This is a genomic window from Bradyrhizobium sp. USDA 4452 (assembly GCF_054063575.1).
This window is the reverse complement of record NZ_JBSSGK010000001.1, coordinates 5,924,157-5,941,010: the sequence shown is the minus strand read 5'-3', so window position 1 is coordinate 5,941,010 and position 16,854 is coordinate 5,924,157. Positions and strand designations below refer to the sequence as shown.

Annotated in this window: 14 protein-coding genes and 2 pseudogenes; 5 read left to right on the top strand and 11 right to left on the bottom strand. The window is 62.5% G+C overall.

Annotation, left to right across the window (positions count from 1 at the left end; genetic code table 11):
* Positions 1 to 199 precede the first annotated feature (199 nt).
* Positions 200 to 985: a class I SAM-dependent methyltransferase gene (locus ACVISU_RS28230; protein ID WP_456709041.1), complete on the bottom strand. Its 786-nt coding sequence runs from the start codon at positions 983 to 985 to the stop codon at positions 200 to 202.
* Between the two features lie 135 nt (positions 986 to 1,120).
* Here ACVISU_RS28230 and ACVISU_RS28225 point away from each other — a divergent pair, with 135 nt between their 5' ends.
* Positions 1,121 to 1,405 (top strand): hypothetical protein, encoded by a 285-nt coding sequence (locus ACVISU_RS28225; protein WP_456709040.1) that lies wholly within the window; start codon positions 1,121 to 1,123, stop codon positions 1,403 to 1,405.
* A gap of 1,056 nt (positions 1,406 to 2,461) precedes the next feature.
* Positions 2,462 to 2,809: a hypothetical protein gene (locus tag ACVISU_RS28220; RefSeq protein WP_456709039.1), complete on the top strand. Its 348-nt coding sequence runs from the start codon at positions 2,462 to 2,464 to the stop codon at positions 2,807 to 2,809.
* A 632-nt stretch (positions 2,810 to 3,441) separates the two neighbouring features.
* Here ACVISU_RS28220 and ACVISU_RS28215 read toward each other — a convergent pair.
* From ACVISU_RS28215 to sfnG, 7 genes are read right to left on the bottom strand one after another with little or no spacing between them, the layout of a single operon-like run.
* The gene (locus tag ACVISU_RS28215) at positions 3,442 to 4,638 is read right to left on the bottom strand and encodes an acyl-CoA dehydrogenase family protein (RefSeq protein WP_456709038.1); all 1,197 of its coding nucleotides are present in this window, start codon (positions 4,636 to 4,638) and stop codon (positions 3,442 to 3,444) included.
* Positions 4,639 to 4,660: 22 nt separating this feature from the next.
* Positions 4,661 to 5,449: an ABC transporter ATP-binding protein gene (locus ACVISU_RS28210; protein ID WP_456709037.1), complete on the bottom strand. Its 789-nt coding sequence runs from the start codon at positions 5,447 to 5,449 to the stop codon at positions 4,661 to 4,663.
* 60 nt (positions 5,450 to 5,509) lie between these two features.
* Positions 5,510 to 6,841: an ABC transporter substrate-binding protein gene (locus ACVISU_RS28205; RefSeq protein WP_456709036.1), complete on the bottom strand. Its 1,332-nt coding sequence runs from the start codon at positions 6,839 to 6,841 to the stop codon at positions 5,510 to 5,512.
* Positions 6,834 to 7,904: a branched-chain amino acid ABC transporter permease gene (locus tag ACVISU_RS28200; RefSeq protein WP_456709035.1), complete on the bottom strand. Its 1,071-nt coding sequence runs from the start codon at positions 7,902 to 7,904 to the stop codon at positions 6,834 to 6,836. The genes ACVISU_RS28205 and ACVISU_RS28200 overlap by 8 nt, the downstream gene beginning before the upstream one ends.
* Positions 7,905 to 7,907: 3 nt before the next feature.
* Positions 7,908 to 8,798 carry a branched-chain amino acid ABC transporter permease gene (locus ACVISU_RS28195; RefSeq protein ID WP_456709034.1) on the bottom strand — a complete coding sequence of 297 codons (891 nt, stop codon included), beginning with the start codon at positions 8,796 to 8,798 and terminating at the stop codon, positions 7,908 to 7,910.
* Positions 8,798 to 9,715 (bottom strand): ABC transporter ATP-binding protein, encoded by a 918-nt coding sequence (locus tag ACVISU_RS28190; protein ID WP_456709033.1) that lies wholly within the window; start codon positions 9,713 to 9,715, stop codon positions 8,798 to 8,800. Before ACVISU_RS28190 ends, ACVISU_RS28195 begins: the two co-directional genes overlap by 1 nt.
* A gap of 16 nt (positions 9,716 to 9,731) precedes the next feature.
* The gene (sfnG, locus tag ACVISU_RS28185; protein ID WP_456709032.1) at positions 9,732 to 10,832 is read right to left on the bottom strand and encodes a dimethylsulfone monooxygenase SfnG; all 1,101 of its coding nucleotides are present in this window, start codon (positions 10,830 to 10,832) and stop codon (positions 9,732 to 9,734) included.
* An 821-nt stretch (positions 10,833 to 11,653) separates the two neighbouring features.
* Between sfnG and hisN the strand changes: the two genes are divergently transcribed.
* The 3 genes and pseudogenes from hisN (at position 11,654) to ACVISU_RS28170 (ending at position 13,074) form a co-directional block, all read left to right on the top strand.
* Positions 11,654 to 12,445, top strand: coding sequence for a histidinol-phosphatase (gene hisN / locus ACVISU_RS28180; protein WP_229160701.1), 792 nt, complete (start codon positions 11,654 to 11,656; stop codon positions 12,443 to 12,445).
* Positions 12,446 to 12,589: 144 nt separating this feature from the next.
* Positions 12,590 to 12,706: pseudogene (locus ACVISU_RS28175) on the top strand (DeoR family transcriptional regulator); the annotation flags it as partial.
* Between the two features lie 86 nt (positions 12,707 to 12,792).
* A complete protein-coding gene (locus ACVISU_RS28170) occupies positions 12,793 to 13,074 on the top strand; it encodes a hypothetical protein (protein ID WP_456709031.1) in 282 nt (93 codons plus the stop codon).
* Positions 13,075 to 13,856: 782 nt separating this feature from the next.
* Here ACVISU_RS28170 and ACVISU_RS28165 read toward each other — a convergent pair.
* The 3 genes and pseudogenes from ACVISU_RS28165 to ACVISU_RS28155 form a co-directional block, all read right to left on the bottom strand.
* Positions 13,857 to 14,124, bottom strand: a pseudogene (locus ACVISU_RS28165) (IS5/IS1182 family transposase); the annotation flags it as partial.
* A 179-nt stretch (positions 14,125 to 14,303) separates the two neighbouring features.
* The gene (locus ACVISU_RS28160; RefSeq protein ID WP_456709030.1) at positions 14,304 to 15,206 is read right to left on the bottom strand and encodes a terpene synthase family protein; all 903 of its coding nucleotides are present in this window, start codon (positions 15,204 to 15,206) and stop codon (positions 14,304 to 14,306) included.
* The gene (locus ACVISU_RS28155; RefSeq protein ID WP_456709029.1) at positions 15,203 to 16,753 is read right to left on the bottom strand and encodes a hypothetical protein; all 1,551 of its coding nucleotides are present in this window, start codon (positions 16,751 to 16,753) and stop codon (positions 15,203 to 15,205) included. Before ACVISU_RS28155 ends, ACVISU_RS28160 begins: the two co-directional genes overlap by 4 nt.
* Positions 16,754 to 16,854: the final 101 nt, after the last annotated feature.

Here is a 16,854-nt window from a genome sequence, read left to right as displayed (position 1 = left end):
CCTACTCCGCTGCGGTCCCCTCTCAGCCCGCTCGACATGCAGATGCTGCTGCTCGGTGGCGCCGGCATGTCATCCCGACATTTGGCATGATCGGCACCGATCATGTTGCCCACCGTGCGGGCGATCGTGATCATGCCGATCGCGATCATTGCCCTCTTGCCGCCGCCGAACACGCATTTCTGCGGTCCGACTGTAGGCGCTACGCACCCATCGTCAGTACACAAGCGGCCTGTTGCCCCGAATACGATATCCAATTAACACCATAGTTGGTCTCACGGATGAATTCGTCGAAAGCTAGTCTTTCATGCTTCTCGAACCCTACGTAGTTGAAGTATTCGTCAAACGCGATAACGCATCCTGGACGAATCTGAGACTTGAGTCCCGTAAAGATACTTCTAGTGCTTGAATATATGTCGCAATCGACGTGGATGAACGCAACGGGCAGCTTGCGCTGAGCAAACACCGGAATCGTCTCATCAAACAGACCAACAATAAGCTCTACGTTCTGCGGAACGTCAGGCGCCTTGCCTCCACGATCGAAGTCCACTGGAAGGTATCCATTCCAGCGCTCCGGCAGACCATTAAAGCTATCGAAGCCATAAAACTTCCGCTCCGGGAATCGCTGGGCCATGGTGCTGATGGTGTAACCGGCATAGACGCCGAACTCGAGAGCAACACCCGCATCCGCTTTTGACAAGGCATCAAACCTGAACTCATCATGATCGGCAAAAAAGACAGCATCAGGCATTTCTGTACGGATTATCTCAATGGCTCGTTCTTGTGCAGTCACAGACAAAGTACGAAACAAGCTATGATTTGTTCTGGGTAGCCCGTACATCTCCGCAGCGGTTACAAGTTTGCGCAGGTGTTCATTTGCAATGTCCTGCTTGCTCAGCATTGTCGACAAAGCTTTGGCTACCTCGCTGGAAGATTTCGCTAACCGATCAATTGCTGCCAATAGGCAATCATCAACCGTTTCTTTCATCGCGTCATTCCCCTTGACTACACAAAAATCAATTGCTCTCGCCGAGCCTGCCGAAATTATCTCCTCGATCCTCAAAAACGGTTGTTTCGAAGAAGCATTGTCATGAGGCAGGTAAGAGCGACTCGATTTCGGACTATGAGAACAACTGATTTGCTGCTGCGACTACCAATTTCAGCAAAGTCCAAGATTGACGCGGCAAAGATCCCGCCGCAGGTGCAATTCGAAGAATGGCGCCGAATTTCGCATGGCCAGCAGGCGGCTCGCGCCGGTATCAGGCGGGGGATGAGCCAACTCTTCTGCTCGTGCTGCTGCTGGTCACCGCCGACACTCGACGATGCCGAAGACCGGTATGTCGATGATTATTGCGAACAGATGGTGATGCCGTCGAACAGCACGCTCATAGTGCCGCTGATTAGTTGATCATCGGGTATCTGCCACTTTGGCCTCGGCCCCGATCGACGTTCAAATTCAGTCAGGTCTCAGCCGCACTACGTCGCGATCGGGATGGTAGGCCGATCCGAGAGAATCCTGTCGTCGAATGAGATCGAAAGCTTCGTTTTCGATCACCAGAAGCGCGATATCTGCTTCACCGTACCATTTTGCGCTTCGGTCACGGGTAACTAACGCTCGCGGTCTGACAACGGGACACGCCGACGTACTTTCTGACAGTCAGATTTCTACTCAACAGACTTGTAATCCTCGTTCGCTTGAACTCGAGATTGCGCCTGACGGGCCCGTTCGTCGATCGCGCGTCTGGCCGCGGGACGCGCGTCCAATTCCGCGGCAGCGGCGCTGTTGGCGAACGCCAAGCCGTTCCCTCTTGCGGTCCGTATCAGGAAACCTCGCTTTTCGAGGAAGCGGCCTGGTAGTCCGCCCTGATCCTGCAAACCTGCCAGATGTCGCCGCCGATGCGGGAGGCCATATCGGAAGGGATCTGCGGCGGTGCTCAACTAGACCAAAACGAAATGCAACCCGGCATCATAGATGACGGTCGACCAGTTCCTGATAGATCCTAAGAACCTTCCGGTTGAACATATGCAAGGACTTGATGCTTCTCGACCACCTCTACGATCCCACTCTTCAGCCCCGGGGAGGCATCACCTGCCTCACCAACGCCACAAGCCCTTCATCCCTAGTTCTCACGTCGGCGCCGTATCCATGCCGCTGGTGACACGTTCCGCCTCCAAAAGCTTAAGCTGGAACGCCGCCCGCGATCCTGACGGAATGCGCGTTCGAGTCTTCCTCAACGAATCCTTGGGAAATCGCCAGAGCCGAGGTCTCGAAGGCAACGGATTCTTTCCCATTAAATGAACCGGCCCCGCCCTACGCCGGAACGTTTCAAATTGTAGCGAGCGTTCGCGGCACTCGTTCACCGCCGCCGGCCAATCCTCGAAGCACACGCGAGAGCTTCTCCCGCGCACGACGAAACTTTGCCGCAGGCGACGTGCCTGGCCGGCGCCAAAATGGAAGTGCGACGTGTCCTCGGCCCACTCAAGCATCTGCAGGCGGAAACTGCCTTATCGGGACTGCCACGTAATCGTCTCGGGACCGGAAGATCCGGCGGGCTGGGGCACCGTCACCTGTATCGACGTCGAGACCGGCACGTTCGTCGGTAACGCTCGGATCGCCGATCGGTACGATCGTCCGATCGAGGACGAGGAAGTCACGCGGATGGTCGGGGGAGCGTACCGATTGGCCTCGATCGCGGTGGATTTGGAGACGGATCTCCTGTCTCGCCGCAGCAGGCGCATTTCGGATATCCTGCGGACCCGCCGACGTCTCTGGCGTCGCCGCTGCAACGCCCGACTGCACGCCCTCGGCTGATTTTTCGCGCCGCCCGCGTCTTGCAGGGCCGAACCATTAAAATCTTGAGCCGAATGTAGCGCGATCACGGCCACTTCGGGCCGGCCGAGAAATCATCCGGATCAGGCTCGTCCGGATCGACCTCATCTTCCTGACGGCCGGTCAGCCGAGCGCAGGCATCGTCGAGTAGCCGCTGGCCGACCTCCTGCCAGACCGACTCGGGACCGTACAGCCGTAGCGCTAGCGCCCGCCGGTCCTTTGTTCGAATCCTGGATGTCCCGATGGCGCCATTACATTATCTGCCCCTCTCTCGGGAGGCCCTCAATAGCGAGTTCGGGAAGGCAGGCGATGATGAATATCATCATCGACCTCAATATCGAAGCAAAATGGCGGATCCAATTATCGCCAACAGAATCGCTCTTGATCTCGGACGCGCCCTAGCTGCTATTCGACAGATAAGGCTCCGTTTAAGGCGTCCTGAGAAGATGGCGGGAGTCTTGCTGTAGACATGGACGCCGCTGGTCTGATCGAGACCGTCGACCTCCCGACAGCACACGTCCCGGTCGCTCTAGCATCGCCACCGGCAATGGAGAGCTATTCCACAAGAGAGACATCTCATGTGCGCCAAGGTCGGCGATGTCCCCCTATTCGACTTACTCTCCCCCCTCGTAGAAGAGCTCCAGCGGCAGGCCAACCACCGCCTTTCCGATCCAGTCGCGCGCGATCACATTGGACGGCCCCATCGCGATCGCTGCACGAGCGTCGCGATAGGCGCGCTCGATCGGGCCGCGGTGATAACCGTAGCCGCCCGTCACCGTCAGCGCCGTCGCCGCGACCTTGTTGGCGACCTCGGCGGCCTGCACCTTGAACTCGGTCAGCGGGATCAGGATTTCGCTTTGCGGCTTGCCGGCGCGCCAGAGTGCGTCGAGCCTGGCCGCGAGCTCGTTGCGCCACGGCCGCAACGTCTCGACCAGCACCTTGGCCGCGCCGAGCTCCTGGCGGATCGCCTGATAATCCGACAGGCTCTTGTTCCTGTCCTTGTGCACGAAGCTTGTGGTATGGGCGATCGCCGCGTTCAACGCGCCGCGTGCGACGCCTTCCCAGACCGCGCCGAGCCCGATCAGATAGACCGGCGAGACGCCGTCATAGATGATCTCCTTGCCCTGCCCTTCGGCGCCGAGCCGGTCGCGCTGCGGCACATGCACATTGCTGTAGCGGATCGCCCCGGAATGGTTGGCCCGCACGCCCAGCGCATCCCAGGGCCGGGACTCGATGCCCTCGGCCTTGCCGTCGACGATGAAGAAGATGATGTCGGCCTGGTCCTTGGCGCCGGGCGTGCGCGTCTGCACCACGTAATAATCGGCCTGGCCCGAACTCGTGGTGAACGACTTCTCGGCGTTGACGCGATAATCGTCGCCGTCGCGCGAGGCCTCGGACAGATTGTACCACCAGTGCCCGCCGGTGGCGCGTTCGCTGGTCGAATAGGTGCCGAGCAGGCTGCCATTATTCGCCTTCAGCCAGCGCCCCTTCTGATCGGTGTTGCCGAACAAATTGATGGTCTGGGCTGCGCCGACATGCATGACGTAGATGAGCCCAGTGGAGGCATCCGCCTGCCCGATCCGGTACGCGGCTTCCGCGAAGTCCAGATGGCCGAGGCCGAGCCCGCCGAACTGCGGCTCGTTCAGCACGCCGGTCCAGCCGGCCTCCGTCAGTGCGCGAAGATTCTCGCGCGGAAAGCGGCTCTCGCGGTCGTTGCGGTCGGCATTCACCTTCACCGTCGCATCGATGGCGGCATCGAGCCTGGCGTAAACGTCGTCGTCGATCTTGCGTGCGAGATTGTCGTTGGCCATGGTCGGTCTCTCCGGGTTGCAATCATGCGACAGCCTCGCGCGGCTGCCTTCGGCCCTGATCGCCCTGCGACGATCCGCCGAGATAATGGGTCTTGATGTCGGCGCGCTGCCGCAGTTCGGCCGCGCGGCCGGCCAGCACGCTATGCCCGTTCTCGAGCACGACCGCGTGGTCGGCAAAGCGCAGCGCCACGGTCGAGTTCTGCTCGGCAACCAGGATCGACAGGTCCTGCTCGCTGTTGAGCTGTTTGAGCGCGCGAAAGATTGCCTCGACGACCAGCGGCGCGAGGCCCATCGACGGTTCGTCGAGCACCAGCAGCCGCGGACGCGACATCAGGGCCCGGCCGATCGCCGTCATTTGCTGCTCGCCGCCCGAGGTCAGTCCGGCGAGCGTGCGGCGATGCTGCTTCAGGCGCGGAAACAGCTGATAGATGCGATCCAGATCAGCGGCGATCTCCGCCCGGCGCGCATCGCGCCCCATCGCGCCGGTGATGAGGTTCTCCTCCACCGTCAGCGAGGCAAAGCAATGCCGCCCCTCGAGCACCGGCACGAGCCCGGCGCGCACCAGCGTCGCCGCCGAGGTGCCGGCAATGTCACGGCCATCGAATACGACCCGCCCGGCCGTGATCTGGCCGCGACGCGCCGAGAGTAGCGCCGAGATGGCCTGCAACGTGGTCGACTTGCCGGCGCCGTTGGCGCCGAGCACGGCGACGATCTCGCCGCGCCGCACGGTAAGCGAGACGTCGCTGACCGCCGCGATCGCATGATTATAGGTCGCGGCCAGTCCTTCGACCGAAAGCAGGATTTCACTCATCTGCTGTCCTATGACGTTAAGGGGCGCGGAAGCCGGATAGCTCCCGCGCCGGTCTCGGCGTCAGTTGCTGACGGCCTCGTCGCCGGAGGTCCGCACCTTGATGCCGTGCTCCTTGGCATAGGCGGCCGCCGACTTCTCGATGATCGGGCGCAGGAAGGCCCAGTCCGGCGCGATCCAGCCGGAGACCACCTTCCATTTGCCGCCATCCCACTGCTGGAAGGTCACGCGGCCGTCGCCCTCGTGATTGTCCCAGGTGACGTTGATCGAGTGGAACAGATCCTTGGCGCCGAGCGCGTCGACCCGCGCCGGATCGAGCTGGAGATGCTCGAAGCCCCAGCGCACCTCGTCGCCGGTCAAGGTGCGCTTGCCGAACTTCGCCTGTGCGATGCGGATCGCCTCGACATTGAGAATGCCGTTCACGATGCCGAGGTTGTGGTAGACGCTGCCGATCCGCTTCTTGTCGTCGAGATTGCCCTTGCCGGCGCTATAGACCGTCTTGATCACCTCCTGCAGCACCGGATATTGCTCGCCAGAGGCCTGCGTCGTGATCGCGATATAGCCCTTGGCGGCGTCGCCGGCCGGGATCACGTCTTCCTCGGAGTTGGACCAGACGTTGCCGATGATGTGGTCGGCGGGGAAGCCGACCTTCTGCGCGGTCTTCAGCGCCACCGGATTCATCACGCCCCAGCCGCGCAGCACCACGTAATCGGGCTTCGCGCGGCGGATCGACAGCCATTGCGACTGCTGCTCGTTACCGGGATGCGGCACCTCGATCTGCTCCAGGCTGAACTGGTACTTGTCGGCCAGCAGCTTGTAGATCGGGATGGTCTCCTTGCCGTAGGGCGAGCCGTGATAGAGCACGACGATCTTCTTGTCCTTCAGCTTGTCGACCCCGCCCTCGCGGCTCGCAATGTAGTTCACGATTCCCGAGGTCTCGCTGTAGGGATTGAGCAGCAGCGGGAAAACGTAGGGAAACACGCGGCCGTCGGTCGAATCGGTGCGGCCGTGATTGATGGTGATCAGCGGCACCTTGTCCTTGGTGATGCGGTCGATCATGGCATAGGCGATACCGACCGACAGCGGATTCCAGGCGGCAACGCCGGGCCGGCCCTTCAGCCGTTCATAGACCTCGACGCCGCGCTCGACCTCGTACTGGGTCTCGCCCTCGTCCCAGGTCAGCTTGACGCCGTTGACGCCGCCGTCGCGGATGTTGATCAGATTGAGATAGTCGATGAAACCGCCGAAGAAGCCGGTGCCGCCGGCTGCATAGGGGCCGACCCGGTAGCTTTGTAGCGGAAAGAACTGTTCGTCGGCGCGCGCCGCCGGCGCTGTGGCCAGCACGGAAGCTACCGCTGCGGCAAAGGCAAATTTCAGATATCGGGACTTAATCATCTTTGGTCTCTCCAGTGGTGCGAAATGTCAGGTGTTGCGGATAGCGGCCGTCCGCGCGCCAAAGCCGGTCCCACAGCGCGATCAGGCCGCGCGGTTCGGCGATCAGGAATGCGATGATGAGCGCGCCGACGACGATGCGCTGGCTCATCTCCAGCACGCCGGAATCGAACACGCCGCCGAGCAAGGCCGCGCCGGCGCGCGACAGGATCAGCGGAAACACCACGATGAAGGCCGCGCCGAGAAACGCGCCGCGCAGCGAAGCCAGCCCACCGATAATGATGATGAACAGGATCTGGAACGAGCGATCGAGATTGAAGCCGGCCGGCTCGACGGTGCGCAGATAGGCAAAGGCCCACAGCACGCCGGCAATGCCGATCAGGAACGAGGAGACGCCGAAAGCGAGCAGCTTGGTGCGCAACAGCGGCACCCCGATCACCTTGGCCGCGATCTCATGGTCACGCACCGCGATGAAGTTGCGGCCGCTCTGCGAGCGCAATAGCCGCAGCGTCAGGAAGGTCGCGACCACCACGACGCTCAACGAGAACAGGTAGCGCCCCGCCGGGCTGGTGAAGGTGAAACCGGCCACGCTGAGCACCGGCGCATCGATCACGCCGGACGGATTGTCGTTGGAGAACCAGCCGAACTTGGTGAGCGCCCATTGCACGAAGAACTGCGCGGCGAGCGTCGAGACCGCGAGGTAGAAGCCGCGCAGCCGCAGGCTCGGCAGCCCGAACACGATGCCGATCGCGGCCGCGATCAGGCCGGCGAGCACCAGATCGACAAGCAGTGGCAACTGCGGCAGCCGGAGGTGGAGATTGTAGGTCGCATAGGCGCCGACCGCGAGGAACGCTGCGGAGCCCAGCGACACCTGCCCGGCATAGCCGGTGAGCACGTTGAGCCCGACGGCGGCGAGCGCCAGCGCGAGAAACGGCGTCAGCACCGCGTCGAGCAGATAGTCCGAGCCGGCGAATGGGATGACGCCAAAGGCGACGACCGCTGCGGCGATAGTCGCAATGGTCCCGACGCCGGGCGGGAGCTGTCCTGCTGATGATGCGTTGCTCATCGCCTAGACCCTCTCGACCAGCTTCTGCCCGAACAGCCCCGACGGCCGCAGCAGGAGGAGCACCAGCGCCACGACATAGGCGGCCCAGGCCTCGATGCCGCCGCCGAACAGCGGCCCGACATAGACCTCGGCGAGCTTCTCGATGGCGCCGATCAGAAGTCCGCCGATGATCGCGCCGGCGATCGAATCGAAGCCGCCGAGCACCAGCACCGGCAGCGCCTTCAGCACCACCAGCGACAGCGAGAACTGCACGCCGAGCCGCGCCCCCCACAGCAGCCCCGCCACCAGCGCGACGATGCCGGAGGCGGTCCATACACTGGCCCAGACCCGCGGCAGCCGCAGGCCGACAGCCAGCGCCGCGAACGGATCATCGGCGACCGCGCGGAACGACAGCCCGGTTCGGGTGTAGCGGAAGAACAGCGCGAACAGCGCCACCAGGCTGCCCGCGACCGCCGCGGCGAACAGGTCGAACCGGCTGATGAAGACGCCGGCGATGTCGAGCGGCACGTCGCTGATTCCGATGTCGAGGCCGTGAACCTGGGTGCCCCACAGCAGTTGCGCCGCGCCCTCGATCACATAGGACAGCCCGAGCGTTGCCATGAACAGCGTGATCGGCGGCTGGTTGACCAGCGGCCGCAGCACCGCGCGCTCGACGCCGACGCCGAGCACGACCATGATCGCCAGCGTGATCAGGAACGCGAGGGGAAACGAAACGCCGCGCTCGATCAGGCTGACGAAGGTCAGCGCCGCGAACAGCAGCATCGCGCCCTGCGCGAAATTGAGCACGCCCGAGGTCTTGTAGATCAGCACGAATCCGATCGCGACCAGCGAGTACATCACCCCCGACAGCAGGCTGCCGACCAACACCTCGATCAGGAACTGATAATCGAACATCAGACCGCGAGCTCCGTGACGTCCTGATGCGCGACGCCGAGATAGGCGTCGATCACCGCCTGGTCGGCCCTCACCTCGTCGGGCGTGCCGTCGGCGATCTTGCGGCCGTTGTCGAGCACCGCGATCCGATCGGAGAGGCCCATCACCACGCCGATGTCGTGCTCGATCAGCACGATGGTGGCGCCATAGCTGTCGCGCGCATTGCGCACGTGCTCGGACAGCTCGAATTTTTCGTTCAACGTGACGCCGGCGAACGGCTCGTCGAGCAGCAGCAGCGTCGGTCGCGCCACCAGTGCCCGCGCCAGCTCAACCCGCTTCTGCAAGCCATAAGGCAAGCTTCCGGCGACGCGCTCGCGGACGTCACCGAGATGCAGGAAGCCAATGACGTCCTCGGCGGCGGCGCGATTCTCGGCCTCAATCCGGCGCACCAGCGGCGAGCCGACGATCTGGCGCAGGAATCCGGCGCGGACGCGATGCGCGAGCCCCATCAGGACGTTGTCGAACACCGACAGCCCCTTGAAGATCGCGAGGTTCTGGAACGTGCGTGCCACTCCATGCGCCGCGAGCTCAGCGGTCGGCACCTGGGCGAAGGCGCGCTCGCCGAGCCAGACCTGGCCGCGGTCGGGCCGGTACAGCCCGCTGATGACGTTGAGCAGCGAGCTCTTGCCGGCGCCATTGGGCCCGATGACGGCACGGATCTCACCCGGTGCGACCGCAAGCTTGATGTCACGCAGCGCGGCCACGCCGCCGAATGTCAGCGCGATTTCGCTGAGGGCCAGCACCGGCTGTGCCGCGCGATCCGCCGCCTGCGCAAGCCGCCAGTCGGGAGCATCGGCCGTCGCTGTTGTTCGCAGCCTGCCTTGCGCCGGAGCCGCCTCCAGCGCAAGGACTTCAGCGTTGGTCGCTATCGCCGTCACGTCGCGCGACTCCCCGTCACTCGGCCGCTTGGGCGTGCACGGCGGTCTTCGCCTCCAGCGTACGGACCAGCGGAATGACCCGGCGTCCGAAATATTCGACCTCCTCCTGGAAGTGCAGGAAGCCGAGCAGCACGAGATCGACCCCGACCTCCTTCAGCGCGACGATGCGCTCGGCGATCTGCTCCGGCGTGCCGATCAGATTGGTCTTGAAGCCGTCATTGTACTGGACGAGATCCTCGAAGCTCGATTGCGCCCAATTGCCCTGGCCTTCGGGCGAGGCCTTGCCGGCATTCTTCACTTCATGCCCGAACGCGTTGACCGCCTCCGGATCGGCCTTGACGATGATCTCGTCGAGCACGGCGCACGCCTCGGCCTCGCTGTCGCGCGCGATCGCAAAGGCGTTGACACCGATCTTGACCGAGTGATCGTTGGCGCGCGCCTTCGCCCTGATGTCGTCGACCTGCTTCTTGATCTCCGCGACCGAATTGCCGTTGGTGAAGTACCAGTCCGACACCCGCGCGGCCATGTCGCGCGCGGCGCGAGAGCTGCCGCCCTGGAATATTTCGGGCAAGGGATGCGCCGGTTTCGGCTTCAGCGTGTAGTCGGAGAAGCGGTAGAAATCGCCACGGAACGTGAAATTGTCCTGGGTCCAGATTCCGCGCAGTGCGCGGATGAACTCTTCGGAGCGGCGATAGCGTTCGTCGTGATCGAGCCATGGCTCGCCGATCGCGGTGAACTCGCCGCGGAACCAGCCGCTGACGATGTTGACGGCGACGCGGCCCTCGGTGAGCCGGCTGATGGTGGCGATCTGCTTGGCCGCGACCGCCGGATTCCACGGTCCGGGCAGCAACGCCGCGATCACCTTCAGCTTCGTGGTCGCGGCGAGCAGCGCGTGGCTGAACGCGACCGGCTCGTGCTGGAACTCGGCACCGTATCCGGCGGTGAAACGGATCTGGCTCAGCGCATAGTCGAACCCTGCCTGTTCCGCGATCTGCGCAAGGCGGCGGTTATAGTCAATATCCCATCCGGTTCGCTGCTCGATCTTGCTGATCACAAGGCCACCGGAAACATTTGGAACCCAGTAAGCGAATTTAACCTGATCATGGCTGGTGGTCATTGGAATTGCCTCAAACGTTGGACGTGAAGGGGTGAGTAAGGCAGCACGAAGCGTTCGCGGGTGCCCATCCAGCGGGTTACAGCGCGGCTCATGCGAGCTGCCGGCAGATTTGAACTAGGGGAAGAGTGGCCGATCAGTATCCGTGATACGCGCCGGCACAGGCTCGCTGCATCAACAACACACCGCTCGACACGATGTCAGCGGCGCGGCGCGACTTCGAGATCGGTCAAACGGGCCATTGCAAGTCATCCGCATTCCCCTCGCAGGCAGCATCGGCGAACGATCAATAGTCTCAGAGAAAGGAGAGACGAGCGAGTCCAAGGCAATCTCTTTTTCAGCCAGTCCGGGAAAGCGGTATTCTTTTGTTGATGCAAAATGCATCGTTTGATGCTGAGCGGTCGATTTTCTTCGGATTGAACGCGCCGCTAAACACCGAGCGACGCTTGTAACGCGCTGGTATTGCGTCTAGCCAGAGCCTTGCTGCTCCATTCGTAAGGCGAGCATGCATGCGCGAAGAGATGAGGAGCTGACTATCGCGAACCAATGTGGCTTTTGCGCACCTCCAGGAGATGTCGGCAAATTCTTCCAGCGATTGGTAATTGCCCGATGAAGCCAAAAGCATTTCTCTGTCGAAGCCAATATCAATTACCGCATGGTAGGCCGGAGTGGCCGTCCGGTTGGAAATGCGAGCAATATTCGGGATGGCTTTTTTTTGCTTTTGGGTTTCTGCGTGGCAACCGAAGCCACGGCATCAAAAGCGATATGGCAATATGTGTTTTTGTATCTTAAGCTGTATCTGCAATGCTCAGGAGGTTGCCAGCATGGATGGTGCAGACTCGATGTCTGATTTGGTCGATTTCGCGTTCGAGATCGCTGGAAGCGCAGGTTCTCACGCGACCGAATGGTTTCGACGGCCGATAGACATCAACACGAAGGATGACGAGAGCCCCGTTACGGAGGCGGATCGGCGTGTCGAGGAAGCCATCAGAAAGGCGATTTCCGCTCGATTTCCAGAGCATTCGATTTTCGGTGAAGAATACGGGATCCAGGGTGATCTCGATTCGCCGACGTGGGTGGTCGATCCCATAGATGGCACGCGCAGCTTCATTTCCGGGTCTCCGCTTTGGGGAACGCTGGTCGCGCTCGCTATCCAAGGGCGTTCACAGATTGGCGTCGTCGAGATGCCCGCATTGCGGGAACGCTGGACGGGCGCAACCGGCCTGGGTAGCTGGTTTGTCAACTCGAGCGGCATTCGCACAAAATGCCAAGTTCGCGACTGCCGGCGCCTCGCCGATGCGAACTTCTACACCACGTCGCCCCTCTATTTTGCAGAATCAGAACGCGATCAAATCCTGGGCATCAGCCAAACTGCCCGGATGTGTCGCTTCGGCGGCGATTGCTATAATTATGGGTTGCTTGCATCGGGGCACATCGACCTCGTCATCGAGACGCGGATGGAGCCTTACGATTTCATGGCGTTGGTGCCGGTGATCGAAGAAGCCGGCGGCATTGTCACCGACTGGGAGGGCAAGCCGCTCACGATCACCTCCGGCAAGCGGGTCATCGCTGCAAGCACGGCAGAACTCCACGCCGAAGTTCTGCCGTTGCTCTAGAAACGATAGAAGCGCGGCTGAATCGGTCAGTACGTGGAAGGATGGGCACCAGCATCATGTCGATTGGACGCATAGAGCCTATTGTCGTATCGCGCTATGGCCCGAAGCCGACGATAGAAATTGCTAAGATACTGGGGAGCATCTATGGGGCAAGGGGAACGACGGCGTTACATTCGAGCGATCTTGGCAACGTTCGGCACGCTAAGCGTTGATCGGCTGACGGAAGATTTTGGAGTATCGCTCGAACCGATACGCCGCGATCTCATGGAAACGAAAAGAGCGGAGAGCTCCGCAGGGTCCGCGGCGGAGTCATTCCGGTTGCCAAGGACAAGGAGGCTCCCTGCCAATTGCGCACTGCCGTACGTAGCCGCGAGAAAAGAGCGATTGCCAGGGCAGCGGCAGCAATGGTCGAGGCCGGTCAGACGATCTATCTCGACGCGGGAAGCACGACAACCACCCTGGCCCAACGCTTAGCTCAGATGGAAGGGCCCATTGTCGTCACCAGCTCGGTGAATGCCGCCAAGTGCATGACATCCGTGGGAGATTGCACACAGCGCGGAAACAGGGCGGTGATCCTGGGTGGGGACAGACGATCCGCCCGCAACGCTCTGGGCCATTACCGTCAATGAGATAGCTCGCTACCGAGAAGATTTCGCGATGGCCTCTCCTTTCGGTCTCGATGCGACCGCTGGTGCGACGAGCCACATCCCGACGAAGCAGAGATAGCAAGAGCGATGCTTGCTCATGCGCGGAAGCGCGTTATTCTCGCCGACTATTCCAAAGTAGGTGTCGTTAGCCGGGTTTCATATTGGGCGCTGGTAGACGCTGACTGCGTGATCGTCGACGTCAGAGCCCGTCAGAACGCCATGTTTTCCGCAACTGTGCTCAGTCAATCCGAACGTAGTTGTCGCTGGGGGACCGCGGCGCATCGAGAGGCACGTGAGGCATTTCCCACATCCCCAACATACCTAGGCTCCAAATTTCTAAAAACTCAGCAGGCCAGTATCCAGCCCGATACGATAGAGAGTCCATTGTCGAAGAAGATCGTAGTTTGTCTTGAGAAACTGGACCCTGACGCCTTGGGCTTGGTCCCGTACCAAGCGGCGGATGTTCAAGGTTGCGGGCCAAGCGGATCATAAAGTGTCCCTTTCGCATGTAGCCGATCACCTGCGCCGTTTCCTTGGCGAGGAGAGATCGATGAAGGAGCGGTGAAGGTGTATACTGACGAACTGACGATCGATTCTGAGGGTGTCTAACCCATCATAACAACCTGCCACGTCCTACCCTTTCAGCGACTCACGTGCTGTCAAGAAAATCTGAAACGAACCCAGTTGTGAGCTGCGGCGGAGGCTCTAGCGACCGCTTGCGGCTCGCGCCATTGTACGGCCATCGAATTGCTCAGAAGTGAGCGGAGCGCGTGTCCGATGTAGCGCAGCGCTGTGCTGCCTGTGCGGATATAGCCGCGCACCCGGATCGCTCGTGGGCACGTGCACGTGGTTGCTGCGCGATTGTCCGCGGAAGTCGCTGCCGCCCTCCTCATCGCCGTCCTCCTTGAAACCGCTCTGCCCGGCCCAGGCCTAGATCAACGTGCCATCCACACTGAAATGTTCGCCCGACAACCATCCCGGGTCATCGGCGATCTCCACCACTTTGTTGAACAGCGCGACCACCGCATCGTGCTAGATCGATCGCTCGCAGTTCTTACGACCGTAGCCGGCCGTTTACTGATCCAGCATGACGTCCGGATAATCGGCCTTGCGCCGGCTCAGGGCGGTGTCGCTCATGTTCGCTCCATCGGTTGCATCGGGCGACGAATCGGACCGACGGCAGTGCGCGCACGCCCTCGCATCCCGCGCGTTCAGGCCGGCGCACGATGGCCTCCCCCCACAGCGTCGCTGCGGTAGCGGCTGGTCGAGGTCTGGTAGTACTGAGCGCGGATGGCCACCATGGCCTCGATCAACGCGCCCCACGGCGCGGGAAAGCGTTCTTCCGCCATCACCCCGTGCAGCATGCGCGTATGGCCGGCCAGTTCGTTGTTAAGGAACTCCACCACAGGCATAGCCGGATAGCGCTGCAGCAGCAGGATCGCGGCGTTGTCGGCCTCGCCGGCCGACGTGTCCTTGTCCCGTCCATGCAGATCGTTCTGTAGGCGCCCTATCGCGGAGATGAGTCGCAGGACCTGACGAAACGCCGGACGCGCGCGCAAGGTCGCCATGTCCAGCCCCCACAGCAGCGACAAGCAACAGAACACATTCACATAGGCGATCGAATCGATGCCGTTGTGCAGGTACTCGGCGTAAGACCAGCGTTCTGCCTCTGCCGCCCGCGCCTGTCCGGCGCGCAGCGCAGCGCAGTAGCGCCGGGTATCGTCGAGAAGCTGAGCATAGTCGCGACGATCGTAGGCAAGTGCCGCCAGCGAAGCGCGCAGCACAGAGCAGCCCTCGAATCCGGGGAGCGCGCACGGCTCGCCCTGCCCCAGCGCCTTCTCCACCGCGGCGAGTTGTTCCGGCGCGATCAGGCCAAGGTCGTTGCAATCGTCGAGCCAGAACAGCAGCGCCAATTCGCGATAGAACGCGACGATCAGCGTTTCGTCCTGCGGATCGCGGCCGGTGCGGGCGCTGGTGTCGCGTAGGCTCGGGTGGATGCACTGCAGGATGTACTGGCCGCCCCTGACCGCTTCCATGGCATGCTCGTCGGCGAACCCGGTCAGGGAACGCCCCCACTCCAGCACCTGCTGGAGCGCGCGTTGGGGCTGGATCATGGCGCCGCTCCTGCTTGCTCGGCCTGGACGCGCCGCCCCCATTTAAGCGACAGCCACAACCCGGCGAGTTCGGCCACGCGCACGACCCGGGTGGGGCAATACAGTTCCTTGCCGATCCACAGCGGCGTTTGCGGCAGTGCATGCGCCGCATGGCGGGCGAGCATCCACTCCCGCGCACCCGCGACCGCCTGCGCGATGCGCCAGCGCCCTGTCGGCTCTTCGCCGCCGTCCATCACGCGCAACGCAAACAACGCATAGGCGGTTTCCTCGAATGTGGACGCGCGGCCGGCGCCCCAGCCGCCGTCGTCGCGCTGCGCCTGTATCAGCGCCGCCAGCGCGCGCTCGTCGCGCCACTGGGGCTTGCCTTGCGCCAGCGCAGCGATCGCATGCGCGGTGGGATACAGCCACGAAACGTGCCATTTTTCGTTGTTCCATAGACCATGCGGGTTGCGATTGGCCTCGACGTAGGCGCTGGTGCCGGCGGCCGGCTTTCCCAATAGTCGCAAGGCATGCAGGGCATGGATGTTGGTCGACACCGAAGCATTGCGCTCGCCGGGGAAGGTGGCAAACAGATCGCCGATTTCGAAATGGCGCAACGCATCGACCGCCGGGTCACGGCCAGCAAGGTGCAGGACGCATAACGCAACGGCGGTGTCGTCCGCATCGGCCGCGAAGTGCAAGGCCGGCCCCAGACCGCGCCCGCTCAGACGCGCGTCGAGCTGCGTGGCTATCACGTGCACCGCCTCGGCGAGCGCGGGATGCGCGAACAGCCCGGCCAGATGCAGGGTGTACAGCGACCAGCATGGCTCGAACACATTGATCGGCCAGACGTTGGGAACGACACCTTCGATGCCGCTGCGCGTTGCCCGCGATGCCGTCTGCAAATACGCGTCGGCGCGCGCGACCTGCGGCATGCTCCCCTGTGTCACGGCATGCGCGCGCCACGCGGCGGTGGCCGCCGGACTGATGCCGATGCTGCCATCCTCATCCGGGCGTGCAGTGGTCGGCGACGTCCCCCAGGCTTCCCAGGAGTGCAGCAGCGGATGGCCGCTCGGCAACGTCGCCATCGCCGCCAGCTTGACCAGGCAGGCTTGCCGCAACGGCAACAGCGCTGGGTGGCGCGGAAACGTCATGCCGCCCAGCAAGGATGCGGCCTCGCCGCAAAGCTGTGGCAGAATGAGTTCCGCGCCGATCGGCGCGTCTTCCGGGACTGCATGCGCATAGGGATCGGGCTGGCGCTGGAGGAACCGGCTTGCAGCCTGGATTGCGTCGGCAGCGCCGGAAAGAGGACAGGCGCGCTGCAATGCCAGTAATGCCGCCCACGTAGGCGCATGGCGGAACAGCGGGAAGTCCGCGCTTCCCCATCCGCCATCGGCCTGTTGCTGCGCGATGACCCACGCGTATGCGTCCTGCCGACCGGTGACGTTGCCGTGAAACCGCAGAGCTCGCGCCGTGTCGTAGACGGACGGACCGACGCTGCCGCCATCGCTCATCTCGCTTAGCAGACGACGCAATTCGGAAAGGATCTGTTCGGACAGCGCGTTCACGCGGGATGCCCCTTCTGCAAACGGATGGGCAGACGTCGCGCATGTCGCCGCGGGCCGTCGCATAGGCAGTGCCGGACGGCCGCCCTGCTCCGGCGCGGGCG

What these genes read in the sequence shown, in the direction of transcription:
- ACVISU_RS28215 (WP_456709038.1), bottom strand. Translation starts at nt 4,638, where the DNA reads ATGGCCAACGACAATCTCGCACGCAAGATCGACGACGACGTTTACGCC.
- ACVISU_RS28205 (WP_456709036.1), bottom strand. Translation starts at nt 6,841, where the DNA reads ATGATTAAGTCCCGATATCTGAAATTTGCCTTTGCCGCAGCGGTAGCT.
- ACVISU_RS28225 (WP_456709040.1), top strand. Translation starts at nt 1,121, where the DNA reads ATGAGAACAACTGATTTGCTGCTGCGACTACCAATTTCAGCAAAGTCC.
- ACVISU_RS28160 (WP_456709030.1), bottom strand. Translation starts at nt 15,206, where the DNA reads ATGATCCAGCCCCAACGCGCGCTCCAGCAGGTGCTGGAGTGGGGGCGT.
- sfnG (WP_456709032.1), bottom strand. Translation starts at nt 10,832, where the DNA reads ATGACCACCAGCCATGATCAGGTTAAATTCGCTTACTGGGTTCCAAAT.
- ACVISU_RS28200 (WP_456709035.1), bottom strand. Translation starts at nt 7,904, where the DNA reads ATGAGCAACGCATCATCAGCAGGACAGCTCCCGCCCGGCGTCGGGACC.
- hisN (WP_229160701.1), top strand. Translation starts at nt 11,654, where the DNA reads ATGGATGGTGCAGACTCGATGTCTGATTTGGTCGATTTCGCGTTCGAG.
- ACVISU_RS28210 (WP_456709037.1), bottom strand. Translation starts at nt 5,449, where the DNA reads ATGAGTGAAATCCTGCTTTCGGTCGAAGGACTGGCCGCGACCTATAAT.
- ACVISU_RS28230 (WP_456709041.1), bottom strand. Translation starts at nt 985, where the DNA reads ATGAAAGAAACGGTTGATGATTGCCTATTGGCAGCAATTGATCGGTTA.
- ACVISU_RS28195 (WP_456709034.1), bottom strand. Translation starts at nt 8,798, where the DNA reads ATGTTCGATTATCAGTTCCTGATCGAGGTGTTGGTCGGCAGCCTGCTG.